Here is a 14226-nt window from a genome sequence, read left to right on the forward strand (position 1 = left end):
AAATGGCCGCAGCATACTTTGCCAAAAAATCCATCTAAGTTACTCCTTCAACCCGGAAATGTCCTGTTAAGACAGGTACGAAAACCGGTGCAGCCTAATCAAGGAGTTTTACTAATACGCCAATCGTAGCAGCTGATTTCTCATTGTTCTTTTTAGATATTCGCAGAAATAACTTATCGCAATCGTAATTACGAATATGGCAACCAATAGAAATAATGCATTCTGCCAAGTATCTACCCCCCACGGGCTGACAGCCCTAAAAAAACATAACACCGGATAGTGGATACAATACAAAGGAAAAGTTAGCCCACCAAGCCACCGAATCGCGGCAGAAAAATTATATGTTTGAGGATCCACGCTTCGAGCTATGCTTTGCGCTGATAATAAGTGAACTCCAAACAGAACGGCAACCATATAGTCGGCAGATATATTTCTATTATATGCCGCACGACCCCATGGCAAAAACAAGCCAAAATTATCGTTTGCTAATTGATCCTCTATGGAGGGAAATAACGCCAAGGCAAGGAGGCTCAACAAAAAGCCAGCAGCTGCAAAAAATATATTTATTTTTGCTCTACAGCTATATTTATATAAATAATAACCTAACATCCAAACTGGCAACAAAGCCGCGATTGTTCTACCAGCAATTAGAAGAATTATAATTGCTGCAGGGATGGCCATTTTTCGTGGAAAGAAAATAACTATCCCTGCGACTAGATAGTACGTCGCCTCAAAACTCAGGGACCAATATGGTCCATTTGTTCCTGGCGAAATGCCACCAAAATTAAAAATTTGATATTCGTTCACAAAGAAGAGCGAAGATATATAGCCCGACCAACTCTCCGGCCTCCAGAGTATTGTTTTTATATTATAAAAATCGGGGTTTATAAACATTCCAAACGAATCAAAAGCAAAGGTTAAAATTAATGCTGGAAGTACAACCGAATAAAGCCTTGATATTCTGCTATAACAATATGCACCAAGATCACTTTCTCTACTTGATGAAACATACGCTATAACATATCCAGACAACACAAAAAATACGATCACACTAATAGATCCATAATTTCCAAGCCTCCACCAAAAAATATCTGACGTTATTAGCTTCGAAGAAATGTGCTCAAAAAGCACGCCTAGTGAAGCAAAAAATCTTATTAGATCGAGATATAAAGATAGAACAATCGGCATGTATTTATGATTTCTATCAAGAGCAATACAGAATATCGATACATCCCGAATTTTTATCGAAAAACAATCGAGGAAGGTGAATTATCTTCATTGTTGTTTATCGTAATACTGCCTATATCTAATCCAGACAGAATCGGAATAGCGAATAACAGCCAACCACTTTTCTCCGCTTAAATCATTGTCTACTTGGAGGTGCTTGGCATACCGAAGAGAAATATCAGTTTAGTATCAATTTTTTTCAACATCATTTCTGCAAATCGTCACACAATTTTCAGATCGAATAGTTCGCTCGATGATGCACTAGCCATTGCTCAAGCATCATTGATATCCAGATCATCTCGCCATAGTAGCCAGGATGTTCTTGCAGATGTTTATTGAAGAGTTGATCGACAAATTCGCCACGAAGCACCCCACGATCAACCAATCCCATGACCGAGTTTCTGGCTAGCTTTCTTAACGCATCGTGACGATTCAGCCAGACTCCAAAGGGAAGACCAAACCCCTGCTTTTTCTTGACAATGATTTCGTCGGGCAAAAATCCGCGCAGTGCCTCCTTGAAGAACCAGCGCAGCTTCAGCCCCTTCAGTTTGTACTCGACTGGCAAGCGTAATGAAAACGCTAGCAGTTCGTCATCAAGCATCGGAAATCCGACATTGATACCAGCCAAGCGAGTAGTTCCACAAACCTTAGGCAAATCACTTTCCGCCAGCGTAAAACGCCAATCGAATGCCAGTTCCCGGTTGGTCAGACTGTCAGTAACTGCAGAGGACCAAACCTCTCGTTGAAGGCCCAGTGGCGCATTTAGGTTAATAGCTTGCAAAAATCCGGGGGTCAGCACCTGATCAACACCGAGGCGTGTAATCAGGTTGTATAGCTGAAGGCGGTCTGGCATCGGAATGCTAGCCTGCTCAATATAGCTACTGCCTTTTTTAAGCAAGGGGATTTGATCCATACCAGGCAGGCTGAATAACGGCTCAAGAAGTCCTTTTTGCAAGAAGCTCGGGAGATGCCGGTAGCTATTGAAAATTCTTTGTTTGGCATAACGCGAATTTCCGCCGAAGAGTTCATCGCCACCATCACCGGCCAGTATCTTGGAGACACCGCCCTCCTTTGCCATCTTCGCGCAGTAATAGGCAGGGAGAGCTGAAGAATTACCGAAGGGCTGATCGTAGCTGGATGCAACCATCGGAATGCTACTCACGAGATCGTCTGGAGTAACGTAATACTCATGATGTTCAGTATTGAAACGGCGGGCGGCAATGCGGGCGAATGCCATTTCGTCATAGCCCTCGGCCTCAAATCCGATGGAGTATGTCGCTGCCGGCGCACCGTGAGCGAGGCCAATCATCCCTGCCACGGTAGAGCTATCGGTTCCGCCGCTCAGGAAACACGCGGCTTTACCGCCATCCAATTGGCGAGTTGTTGCTTGCTGCAGAATGTCCCGGAACTCATCACGAAGTTTCTCGAAGGGCTGATTCCTGGTCTCCTCGAAAGTGGGTATCCAATAGGGCGCAACAGTTAATTGAGCATTTTCAAACAAAACATAGTGGCCGGGGGGTACCCGATAGACTCCTTTGAAGATCGTCCTCGGGGATGGGATTGCGTGAAAGTAGAAATAGTCAAAGATCGCTTGAGGATCAATTTCCGTACTCGCATCCGCCAATTCATCGGCGCGCTCGGCAAAGAGCAGTCGATTTCCAATCTGGCGATAACAAAGACTGCGTATGGCAAAGCGATCAATTGCCAGAAAGACCTGGCCATTCGGCTCATTAAGCGCTACTGCAAAATCTCCAGATACGTGCTCCGCCGCCTTGACGCCGAAGCGCTGGAAGGCTTGTTGCCAAGCAGCTTCGTCACCTTTGGACTTGGCAATTTGAGACAAAGCCGCGTCATTGAAGCTGTGTTTTCCAACCACAAGAATATCTGGATTTTTTAACATGAATTTAAGCAATTAAGTTTGAGAGCCGAAGAACAACGTGGACGAGCCCCCCGGATTCTACGTTTGTGATTACGCAACAGCCGACCTCACCGCGAAGACCCACAGTGTATTTGAGCCAACCTCGATTTACGCCCTTTGGACTATCTTTTTCTTGTCAACGTCATAACCACAGAATCCTCCAAGCATCAAAAACAAAAACAGGAAGCGCGGAGCATCGATAAGTGTGTCAAACAGCCCAACCACCAGAAATCCACTAAAGGATGCCAGCAAGGCGGCAGCCCCAAGATCTCCTTGCCACGCTCGACCCATTGCACCTTTTATGGCGAGCAAGGAAAACAAGCCGATAGCGACCAAGCCAAACCAACCCTGATCGAAGATGACCGAAATGGGAAGACTTTTGACATGCCATTCCAAATGGCTGTCGGCGGTAAAGAGCCAGTGATCCAGTTCTTTCGAGAAGTCACCATTTCGTAGCAGATTGTCGCCTTGGAGCGTTTCAAGTCTTACATTGTCCACATCAACAATTGTCTTGAGGTTGCCGTTGTAGAGAGCGAACTTTATTGGTCGCTGGGAATACCAATGACTGGCATTGAAGTGATCGGAAGTAATAACCCTTTCGAAATGATGCCAAATCCCTATCTCTTTGCCGATCTCAATCGTGCTCCAGATGCATTCAAAGGAGGAAATCAGCCATTTTTCACAAATTGGAATCGTGATTGTGGCATCTGGTCTATTGGCACGCGCATCAAGTTTTAGAATGTATTTTTGCAGAGGTTCAACAGAGACGCGTTGCCCCAAATAGATTGAGCTTCCGGAGACCAGTCGCAGAAAGCTGTTGCCCTCTTCTGAAACCAGCTGATAAGTACCAGCGTGATTCTCTTCCCTGCTTAAGAGATAATGGCTTTCCGGATAGCGACCGAGCCCCATACCAAATAGCGTCGTCAGCAAATCCGGGCTGCGAATGTCAAGCGCATCCTCCCAATGAGCTTGACGGACATAGTAGTCGTTCCCCAGCGTAGCGATCCGCTCCTGCGCAAACTGCCCGGTAAAGACTGGCATGGCCACCGCAAACATGGCACCTGTCAGAGCTACCAAGATCAGACCGCGTTGTTTCCAGCGAGCAGATTTAAACAACGCAAAAAACATGGTGATCGCCGATGCCACACCAAATGCCATATAACCATTACGTGAAAACGTAACCATCAGGGCATAGGTCGCTGCGAGCAACAGCCCCCCGCCCAGCAGCCTGACCAGCCAACTTTTCGTTTGCAGTACCAGCAGTAACAGGAATGGCGTTGAAACTGCAAGAAAACACTCAATGTAAGCCCCGCCCGTATGCATGGAAGAGAATGGACCGGTAACACGGTAATCACTGGAAAAATTGAATAACCCACTAAACGTCAGTCGCTCCCAGAGAATGACCCCAACTGTAAAAGCAAGACCAGCGATTGCACCAGTCGTCAACGGACGCTCGATATCCATTTCTGAAGCAAGCATGCGACGCAGCAATCCAAAGCTCAGAAAAGCCCAAATCGCACCTTTAGCAATGCGAAGTGAATTATAGGCACTGTAATAATTGCTAAATGAGTTGGAATCTGGAAATTGGAACGGAAGCATCCCCCGAATGGCGCTAATGAATAAGCTAAGCGCCACAAGTCCACAAGCAAGAACGAAGAAGGTGTTTGCTCTCCGCTTGTGGCGTTTAGAAGGAATGCGAGCAAACCCGATACTAAGAGCGACCAGCAACAGCAAGTCGAATTCATCAAAATAGAAGCGCCCGCTCCACTGGGCCAGATCGAGCGACGGCAACGCGAACGGAATAATGACGGCGATCAGTACCGGCCTAAGCCATATGGCGACTGCGCATACGGAGAGAAAGAGACTGAGCAATATCGGTTGAGTCGGAAAGGTAATGGCCCAATATGCTGAAAATAGCAGCAGGGGCAGCAATGCGACATGCGCGAAGCGAAGTTTTCCCTGGCGATTGGATCTTCCAGCAAATGGCGTAGTTACACCAAATTGCGAAGAGTGCGGAGGCATTTTGGTCGACTTCTGCATATGTCTTTCTCCTACTTCCTTGACGGAGAACAGCGCACTCATCGCTGAAAGAGCCCTGGTTGAACAAAATGCGCCCCATCCAGACAATCCGCCTAGCAACACATTCGTTGGATCGGGATGCATGCCTTGCAAAAAAAGCTTGCCGACCTCTATGCCAGAAGCAAGCAAGACGGCAGAGAAAAGTGCCTGCCTTGGTGAGCCCCGCATTAGCCAAACTACTAATCCGATTGGGGCATACATCATCACAACCATTACAACACTGACCAAAGCTTTGGCCTCTGAAGTGAAGTAATGGTAGTAAAAGGGCGTGAAATGCAGTTCAGTCAGCTGCGCACCAGCAAAACCAAGTCCATCCCAGTGACCAGAAAACCAGCCATTCGCCTGCAACAGGACCAACATGTAAATAGCACCAAGCGGGTACAGAAATTGGCGTATCAGCGCCTGAAACCTTTTTGGTGAGCAAGTTGCATGGTGTTTCCATAGCGCCAAACCGCCACAAACGCCGGTTACGCGCGTCAATATCGAAAGCCCTTCGCTGATTCCCGATGCCATGAAGAACTGCAGAATCTCGATGGAAGCCCCCAACAGGATGCCAAGAAATAGCGCCTGCCTATAACTTCCGGACTGACTTTCTGAGCGATATCCAAGAAACAGACCAAATGGCAATGTCAGGATAATTTCGAACAACAGCTTAATACCGCTGAGCGCCCCTAATTGCGAACCACCTCTTGCCATTAGCCATCCCCAATTGCCCCCCGAAAGTTTTTGCTCGAGCTCCGCTCCAGAAAACAGGAAGTCGTATGGGAAAAGACTGAAGGCAGCATAGCCAACAAGATAGGCCTCGAGCAGTCGAAAAGCCAATCGCCTGGAATCGCCATCAATAGAAAAAAAATCTTTAAACCAATCTGAGTATTTGGCTGCCAAGACCAAACCAATCAAAGCGCCCACTGACTGAGAGACTATGTCATTAAGCGAACAAGTCCGCGGAGGGAAAAAAAGCTGGGCAAACTCGATACAGATTACAAAAGAGAGAGAGAAAAGCCCTGAAATAAAAAATAGGGAAGCCTTATTCGCCTTGGAGAATCTATCCAACAATAAGTGAGTTGTCAGGAACCCCGTTGGAATAGCAAGAATGAGGTTAGCAACCCAGTCGGCACGCGTATCGACATCCAAGCGGTACATCGGTATATGCTTGAATTGCTCCCAGGCATCCGACCATGAGACGTACTGGTACTCAAAAGGAACCAGACTTCCGTAGGCGAGAAAAAAAAGATAACCCACCCAGATCATGAAGGGGAAGGCTAACCGGCCATCTACTTGATCGACAGGAGATTTCATGGGCTTCGTCGTCTTGGGTTAGGAGGTGGCCGTCGCGGTGCTTCAGATACTCTAATTGAATCTACGCTGGAGCCAATCAGTAACACCAGTAGCAACCGCATTTCGCCAGACCGCAGAGGAAAACGTGTGGTCAGCATCATCAACATGAACCATCTCAACATGGCTACGCTGTTGTATTGCATTCCAAAGAGGCTCAGTTTTCAAGGCGCCGAGAAACTCTTTTGCTGTGAAATCATTGCCACTTAGGACGAAAAGTGCGGGGCCCGAAAATCGCTCAAGGCCTCTCGCCATTTTTTCCTGAAAAGGAAGTTTTTTGCCATCAACTACTTTTTTCCCTTGCTGTCTGGCATTCAGGACGCTTGAGATAAAACCCTTGAGCGAACTGGAAAAACCAAGCTTTCCAGTCAACATCTTTCGCCAGAAATCGGCCTGTAATAAACGTTGTCCGTAGTAATGCTTGATATGAGTTTTCGCCAGCGTAGCCTCAGAGCGAACCCACGGATTGAGCAGCACCAAGCCGCAAACACGCTCATCATGCGTGGCATCCCAGTAGAGCAGGCTTGCCGAGGCTGCATCGCATAAGCCCCAGACAACAATGCGCTCTACCTGTGGACAGTTTTCAAAAAAAGCGTCAATGGCAGCAGCAATGTCTTCATCTATCTGCTCGAAACCGCCAAATACTCCGGTACTATCGCCCATACCGCGAGAATCAAAGCGCAACACAGGAAATCCAGCGTCTGCAAGCGCGCGTGACAGAAGAACAAACTGGCGGTGACTCCCAACGCGATATTGGGGCCCCCCCACAACGATCAGAACCCCCGTTTGTCCGGATGCTTCCGGCTCGGCAAGAATTGCAAGTAGCGCTTCACCACTACACGAAAAAGTGAAGGCACGTTCAGTGCAACTCATCCCCATGACTCCATTAACGCGATGGTTGATGAAATCAATTCCGGAGCTTCCTCGATTTCTGATGTTTGCCAAAAAGCAGGGCCACGAACCAGGCGAAGATCCACTTCATAGCCGGACTGTTGCCATTGTTCAGCAAGTCTGACAAATACCGGAGAGAGCGTTGCGCCTTCTCGCATCGAAAGCTCAAGCCACGCGACTCGACCATTGCAATACTGAGCAGGGTTAAGTTGAGATTGCTCGAAGTCATTAACTAAGGCAGGAGCAACCGTATAACCCGCAATCTCGACAGGCGTCCCCGCGATCAATTGCTTTCGGATTTCCTCCGAAGCGCTTTTGGATTGCCCTGAAGTTATCTCAGAGACCAATTTCAAACGCATGAATTGTTGCCAATACTGCTTGCCCGAAACAACGGGCTGCCAGAAGACAAAATTGGCTTTTTCCGGCAAATTAACTGCAGCGCTTGCTGCAAGTAAACATCCTGAGCGTAACCCCCACAGTGTTAGCGGCGCTTCACTTCGAGCACGCAACCAGCGATAAGCAAGAAGAACATCGTCCTGCCATGCGTTCCAGGTGGCATCGGCATAGTCTCCGCTGCTATCTCCACACCCTAACAAATCAATTTGAAGTACATCAAATCCAAGTTTGGCCATTTCCCGCGCTTGGCATGCAGCCATGCGCCTGGATTTGTTTAGCTCCTCGGCAAATGGATGCAGATAAATGACAGCCCCTCGCGCTCCACTAGCCTCGGCAGGGTGATAAATACAAAAACGCTGCCCTTTTTCAGCCTTGAGAAAGAATGGCTGCAAGGCCATTACCCCTCTAACCAATCGGCGAAACGAGCCCGAAGGCGGAAATAGTCCAACATACGGAATACCTGATTAAGCTCCGCTACCGCCCGATTGAAGCAAAGAGTTTCATTCATGAGGGACAGAGTTTTCCATTTGAGATCCAATTTCTGCTTCAGCATAAATCATGTTCTAAGCATCAAATAAGATACCGAACCGACATCATCGCTTGGAACGGCCTTCTTTCCCTAATTCACAGTCGGCCTGCCAAAGCCCAACCAGAACCTTCGGAGAACCTACGCCATTCCAACTAAGGTTGATATACGGCTTACAGGAAAATAGGGCTATTTGCAGAGGCCCGAAGCAGAAGAAAGTCATCGATTCAAGCTTACGGATACCCAAGCGCTGATGAGAGAGCAGAGATTGCCGGTTAAACGCTGAAATACGTGAGAAGCTCCAGAGAACACCGGCAGCAGCCAGGCGCTCATTGGCGGCATCCCATAGCCGAGCAAAAGTTCTACCCATCCGATAACGAGGCTCCACGTGCACGTCATAGTCCCAAACACCCGTTTTCGGGTCATCAAGAACAAATCGACAATGCACCTCATCCTCGTCGTAATGCCCTTGGGCATACCAGAGAAAACCTGCAAACACACCTTTGCTCTCGGCTGCTAGACAAACATGCCCCCTCTCGAAGCGAGACTCGAGGACAGCATCAGGGCGAGGAAACATGCCGACCAGAGAATCTCCTTTGACCACCTGATGAACTGCCTCAAGTGAGGAAGCCCGGCAGGCCGGCACGAATGGAGTGTGGATTGGCTGCGCAACCAAGTAATAACGTATCAGGCGGCAACGGCCGCCACTCAAGGCTTGCATTGCCCGACCAATCAGGTAGAGCACCCCATTGATGAAGCCGAGGCTATCAATGGCCGACTTGAAAACCCGAAGCATTCGAAAACGGCCTTCAAGCAATCAAGTCACCGAGTTCCATTTTCGGAAAACCGCATTCACCGAACTAAAGTACGTTCCGAACATAGGAATCCCAATCTTGAACTGCAATTTCAGCCAGCCAGCTTAGACTCAACGAATTCGACCAAAGATCCCAGCGTAGCAAAGGAACTTCCCTCAATTTCGTCGTCCTCTATAGCAAAACCAAAACGTTCTTCAAGAGCAGTAATGAGAGCAACAACAGCCATTGAATCTAGCTCTGGGATCGCCCCGAGAAGAGGGGTATCACTAGTAAATTCTGCCGAGCGCCCCTTCAAGCCCAGGATTTCATCCAGCAGAGATAACACTTCCTTTTCTGTATTCAAGCTTCGCTCCATCTTTTCCAAGGAATCAAGCTTGCAATTATAGGGAAAGAATATGATTTCGACTGTGAGATACTACATATCGTCATACTCAACCCACATGCAAGACTCAGTCCCCATGAGAGATTCCACACTTCTTCACGAACTGATTTTCTGTGCAGCGCAGCGCGATGCTACGGCACCTGCGCTGACCTACGGCAAGTCCACCCTGAATTACGGTGACCTGCAGAGCGCAATCAATCACTTTGCCGGCGGCCTCATAAATCTAGGTCTTCAGCGCGGCGAGCGAGTCGGCATTTATCTCGAAAAACGCTTCGAGACCGTTATTTCCAGCTTTGGTGCCCCCGCTGCAGGTGGCGTTTTTGTGCCGCTGAATCCCTTACTCAAACCAGAGCAAGTGGGCTACATCTTGCGCGATTGCAATGTCCGCATTTTGGTCACATCGCAGGAACGCTTCGCTCAGTTGCAAGATACTCTTGCCGCTTGCCATGATCTTCGCCATGTCGTGGTACTTGATTCTGCTGAGCCACTTCCAGTAATCAATGGTCTGAACACGATTCGCTGGAGTACCCTGCTCGCAAATCCTCCGGCAAGAGGCCATCGTGTAATAGATACCGACGTGTTGGGTATTTTGTACACATCCGGCAGCACAGGCAAACCCAAAGGAGTTGTGCTTTCGCACCGCAACATGGTGGCTGGTGCAAAAAGTGTCGCCAGCTATCTGGAAAACCGGGCCGACGACACACTACTGGCCGCCCTCCCCCTCTCGTTCGATGCCGGCTTCAGCCAGCTAACCACAGCTTTTCATGTTGGCGCTCGGGTTGTGCTTCTCAATTACCTTTTGCCGCGAGATGTACTCAAGACCATCGAACGCGAAAAGGTAACCGGGCTGACGGCGGTTCCGCCGCTGTATATCCAGCTGACACAACTCCAGTGGCCTGAATCGATCACCGATCACCTGCGGTATTTCGCCAATACCGGTGGTCGAATGCCGCGTGAAACGCTGGATTCACTGCGGCAGCACTTGCCCAAAACCAAACCGTTTCTGATGTATGGCCTGACAGAGGCCTTCCGTTCAACCTTCCTGCCACCTAGTGAAGTAGACAAGCGGCCGGACTCGATCGGCAAAGCAATCCCCAATGCCGAAATTCTGGTTTTGCGCGAAGATGGCACACCATGTGCACCAAACGAACCTGGTGAATTGGTACATCGAGGAGCGCTGGTCGGCATGGGTTACTGGAACGATATAGAAAAGACAGCCGAGCGCTACAAACCGCTGCCCGTCCATGCTCCTGGCCGCGAGGCCGGTCTTGTGTTGCCCGAAATCGCTGTCTTTTCCGGCGATACCGTACGCATGGACGAAGAAGGATTCCTGTATTTTATCGGCCGCCGTGACGAGATGATGAAAACCTCCGGTTACCGGGTCAGCCCAACCGAGGTTGAGGAAATTCTCTACGCAACCAAGATGGTTGGAGAATGCGTTGCCTTTGGCGTAGACAATGACCGACTCGGCCAAGCCATTCAGGTTATTGCCACCGCCCCCCCCAATGGCACACTCGACACTGCCGCGCTCCTTGCCGAATGCCGTGCTCGTATGCCTGCGTACATGGTACCAAGCGGCATAGAAATCCAGGATGGCCCGCTACCACGCAATCCGAATGGCAAGATTGACCGAAAAACCCTTTCTACAGCATGGATCGAAGCTCATGGAAGCTAAAGTGCCCCCAACTCACTCGCCAATGACCCAATTTGCCACTGTCGATGGCGAGTTACAGGTCGGAGGGCTACCACTCTCTCGCCTCGCTGAGCGAGTTGGCCAAACCCCCTTCTATGCCTACGACCGCGAATTGTTGCGTACTCGGGTTCGGGAATTGAAGGCTGTCTTACCAGCCGGAATCAAATTGCACTACGCCATGAAAGCCAATCCGATGCCTGCGTTGGTCGCTTTCATGGCGTCCCTGGTTGATGGCATTGACGTGGCTTCCGGCGGCGAAATGAAGGTCGCTCTGGATGCTGGCGGAGTCCCGCAAGAAATCAGTTTTGCCGGCCCCGGCAAACGGGATGCAGAACTTCGACAGGCAGTCGCTGCGGGCGTGCTGATCAACGTCGAGTCATTTCGTGAACTCGATCTACTCGCCCGTATATCGACTGAACTTGGCCTGCCTGCGCGAGTGGCGGTCCGTGTGAACCCCGATTTCGAGCTAAAGGGTTCGGGCATGAAGATGGGCGGCGGACCAAAACAGTTTGGCGTCGATGCCGAACAGGTACCGCTCCTGCTGGCCCGTATTGGTGAATTAAAACTGAGTTTCGAAGGATTTCATTTATTTGCCGGTTCGCAAAACCTCAAGCCTGAATCCATTTGCGAAGCACAGCAAAAATCTTACGAACTTGCGCTTGCACTATCCCGTCATGCACCGTCACCAGTACGTTTCCTGAACCTGGGTGGAGGATTCGGAATCCCCTATTTTCCTGGTGAACGCCCCCTCGATCTTTCATCAATCGGCGACAACTTGGCGCAGCTTGCCTCCCGAGCAGCTCAGGATTTCCCTCTCGCCTCGTTGGTTATTGAATTGGGACGCTATCTTGTCGGCGAGGCAGGAATCTATGTTTCCAGAATCATTGATCGAAAAATCTCGCGTGGACAAACCTATCTGGTGACAGATGGCGGACTGAACCATCACCTGTCGGCATCTGGTAATTTTGGGCAGGTAATACGCAAGAATTACCCAGTTTCAATCGGCAACAGAATGAATGCTGAGGATATCGAAATAGCCACTGTCGTTGGCCCCCTGTGCACTCCACTGGATATACTCGGTGACCGAATGGCACTCTCTGTTGCGATGCCGGGGGACTTGGTGGTGGTATTCCAATCGGGCGCTTACGGCGCCAGCGCCAGCCCACAGAGTTTTCTTGGGCACCCTGAGGTTACTGAAGTTCTCGTTTAGATTCGAGAGTCAGTTATCTCCGAATACAAAGGGAAGTATTTTCAACATCATTCTCTCACCGGTGTCCGGGCATCGGGGCTACACTGGCTATGCCATTCGTAGTAAGGAAATTTGAATGGCATTTCATTACAATACCGCCCTTGTCTAACGAAACTCTTAGCATCCATTCGTAGTCTCTGTGAAATAGTGCACAGGCAGGATATGCCCGAATAAATAGACTTAAGACTGTGTACGGAACCAAGCCCACCTCGTTTTTGACTCCTAAAATCGTGGTTCGGCGTGGGGATACAAGCAATTGGGGATAGTGCCACCATTACCCAGCTTAACTTTCAAGCAGCAAAGCTAGGATGGAGCATCAGCATCATGATCAGATTATTCAATCACTGGTTTTCTTGGCGGAGTGCTGCAGGGATGCTGTTCGACCTGTCGTTTCTAATTGTCAGCCTCGCCATCACGCTGATGTGGGTACACAGTGACCTACCAATCAATCCTCTACACATCATCATCTATGCCGCACTGTTTGCCATAGTGATGCTTTGTATCAATACCGTGCTGGGGCTATATCAGCGCTTGTCCATTCGTGCCTCGACCGAAACCCGTGCTCGAGTCGTTTTATCCCTTTATCTCGCGATACCTGTAGCGTACCTGCTCTACGCATTGTTGCCATTGGCAGCAGTCAATCGTGAATTGATTCATCTTTCGGCCATGTCGGCCGTATTTGGCATGCTCGTTACCCGGGTGGGGGCAGCTCATGCCCCCGCTGCAAAGATGTTGCGGCGCCGTATTCTGGTTTTCGGGACTGGCTACCAAGCATTGGCCGTCAAACTTGCCTTGGAGCGTTCAGACCCGTCTGCACAGATTATTGGATTCTTCCCTGGTGCCAATGAAGATCAATCTCAAGTTCCAGCAAATCTAATACTCAGCCGTGACCAGTCGTTAACCGACACCGCTCGCAATATAAATGCGGATGAAATCGTTGTCGCACTAAGTGAACGGAGAGGTGGAGCAATGCCGCTACGTGAACTGCTTGACTGCAAACTGCAGGGTATTCGCGTTCTCGATTTGGCAAGCCACTTCGAACAAACGCTTGGTCAGATTCGGCTTGATTCACTGTACGCAGGATGGCTCATCTTTGGTGATGGTTTCCGCCAGGGCGCGTTGAGGACAGCCGTAAAGCGTGTATTTGATATTGTCTGCGCCGCTACTCTGATCATTGCCGCCCTGCCCATCATGCTCCTGGCGGCATTGTTGATCGTCGTGGAAGATGGTTTTCCTCTGCTCTATCAGCAAGAGCGGGTTGGCCTAAATGGTCGCCTGTTCAACGTCATCAAGTTTCGCAGCATGCGACGCGATGCCGAAAAAGATGGAAAACCGATCTGGGCGCAGGCGCAAGACAACCGCGTCACCCGTATCGGCCAAATTATCCGCAAACTTCGTATCGATGAACTACCTCAATTGTTTAGCGTTCTGAAAGGCGACATGAGCCTAGTCGGACCACGCCCTGAACGTCCGTTCTTTGTGGATCAACTGACCAAGGAAATTCCATTCTATGCGGTACGTCACAGCGTGAAGCCTGGCGTAACCGGCTGGGCACAAGTACGGTATCACTATGGCGCCACGGTCGAAGATTCAGCTGAAAAATTGCAGTACGATCTCTACTATGTAAAAAATCACTCTCTTTTTCTGGATATTGTGGTTCTTTTTGAAACAGTGGGAGTCGTACTGACAGGCAAAGGTGCTCACTAGTCGCCATC

General features: G+C 49.4%; 10 protein-coding genes. 3 read left to right on the forward strand and 7 right to left on the reverse strand.

Features of this window, described 5'->3' with window-relative positions; genetic code table 11:
- Positions 1-111: 111 nt before the first annotated feature.
- From DARO_RS22325 to DARO_RS12515, 7 genes are all read right to left on the reverse strand, one after another.
- Entirely contained in the window at positions 112-1188 is a 1077-nt protein-coding gene (locus DARO_RS22325) for an acyltransferase family protein (protein WP_011288161.1), read from the reverse strand.
- Between the two features lie 271 nt (positions 1189-1459).
- Positions 1460-3127: an asparagine synthase C-terminal domain-containing protein gene (locus tag DARO_RS12490; protein ID WP_011288162.1), complete on the reverse strand. Its 1668-nt coding sequence runs from the start codon at positions 3125-3127 to the stop codon at positions 1460-1462.
- Positions 3128-3253: 126 nt separating this feature from the next.
- On the reverse strand, positions 3254-6523 hold the full coding sequence (locus DARO_RS12495) for a VanZ family protein (RefSeq protein ID WP_011288163.1): 3270 nt from the start codon (positions 6521-6523) through the stop codon (positions 3254-3256).
- 51 nt (positions 6524-6574) lie between these two features.
- Positions 6575-7432, reverse strand: coding sequence for a hydrolase 1, exosortase A system-associated (locus DARO_RS12500; protein WP_011288164.1), 858 nt, complete (start codon positions 7430-7432; stop codon positions 6575-6577).
- Positions 7429-8244: a hydrolase 2, exosortase A system-associated gene (locus tag DARO_RS12505; RefSeq protein ID WP_041224377.1), complete on the reverse strand. Its 816-nt coding sequence runs from the start codon at positions 8242-8244 to the stop codon at positions 7429-7431. The genes DARO_RS12500 and DARO_RS12505 overlap by 4 nt, the downstream gene beginning before the upstream one ends.
- 195 nt (positions 8245-8439) lie before the next feature.
- Positions 8440-9189: a hypothetical protein gene (locus DARO_RS12510; RefSeq protein WP_011288166.1), complete on the reverse strand. Its 750-nt coding sequence runs from the start codon at positions 9187-9189 to the stop codon at positions 8440-8442.
- Between the two features lie 89 nt (positions 9190-9278).
- Positions 9279-9530 (reverse strand): acyl carrier protein, encoded by a 252-nt coding sequence (locus DARO_RS12515; RefSeq protein WP_041225009.1) that lies wholly within the window; start codon positions 9528-9530, stop codon positions 9279-9281.
- Between the two features lie 115 nt (positions 9531-9645).
- Here DARO_RS12515 and DARO_RS12520 point away from each other — a divergent pair, with 115 nt between their 5' ends.
- From DARO_RS12520 to DARO_RS12530, 3 genes are all read left to right on the forward strand, one after another.
- Entirely contained in the window at positions 9646-11244 is a 1599-nt protein-coding gene (locus tag DARO_RS12520; protein ID WP_041224378.1) for an acyl-CoA ligase (AMP-forming), exosortase A system-associated, read from the forward strand.
- Positions 11234-12472, forward strand: a complete 1239-nt coding sequence (locus DARO_RS12525) for a pyridoxal-dependent decarboxylase, exosortase A system-associated (RefSeq protein WP_011288169.1) — start codon at positions 11234-11236, stop codon at positions 12470-12472. Before DARO_RS12520 ends, DARO_RS12525 begins: the two co-directional genes overlap by 11 nt.
- A 363-nt stretch (positions 12473-12835) precedes the next feature.
- Positions 12836-14218 carry a TIGR03013 family XrtA/PEP-CTERM system glycosyltransferase gene (locus DARO_RS12530; RefSeq protein ID WP_011288170.1) on the forward strand — a complete coding sequence of 461 codons (1383 nt, stop codon included), beginning with the start codon at positions 12836-12838 and terminating at the stop codon, positions 14216-14218.
- Positions 14219-14226: the final 8 nt, after the last annotated feature.

It is taken from the genome of Dechloromonas aromatica RCB (assembly GCF_000012425.1).

Coding starts and splice junctions, on each gene's coding strand:
- DARO_RS22325 (WP_011288161.1), bottom strand. CDS start 1,188: ATGCCGATTGTTCTATCTTTATATCTCGATCTAATAAGATTTTTTGCT.
- DARO_RS12490 (WP_011288162.1), bottom strand. CDS start 3,127: ATGTTAAAAAATCCAGATATTCTTGTGGTTGGAAAACACAGCTTCAAT.
- DARO_RS12495 (WP_011288163.1), bottom strand. CDS start 6,523: ATGAAATCTCCTGTCGATCAAGTAGATGGCCGGTTAGCCTTCCCCTTC.
- DARO_RS12500 (WP_011288164.1), bottom strand. CDS start 7,432: ATGAGTTGCACTGAACGTGCCTTCACTTTTTCGTGTAGTGGTGAAGCG.
- DARO_RS12505 (WP_041224377.1), bottom strand. CDS start 8,244: ATGGCCTTGCAGCCATTCTTTCTCAAGGCTGAAAAAGGGCAGCGTTTT.
- DARO_RS12520 (WP_041224378.1), top strand. CDS start 9,646: ATGAGAGATTCCACACTTCTTCACGAACTGATTTTCTGTGCAGCGCAG.
- DARO_RS12525 (WP_011288169.1), top strand. CDS start 11,234: ATGGAAGCTAAAGTGCCCCCAACTCACTCGCCAATGACCCAATTTGCC.
- DARO_RS12530 (WP_011288170.1), top strand. CDS start 12,836: ATGATCAGATTATTCAATCACTGGTTTTCTTGGCGGAGTGCTGCAGGG.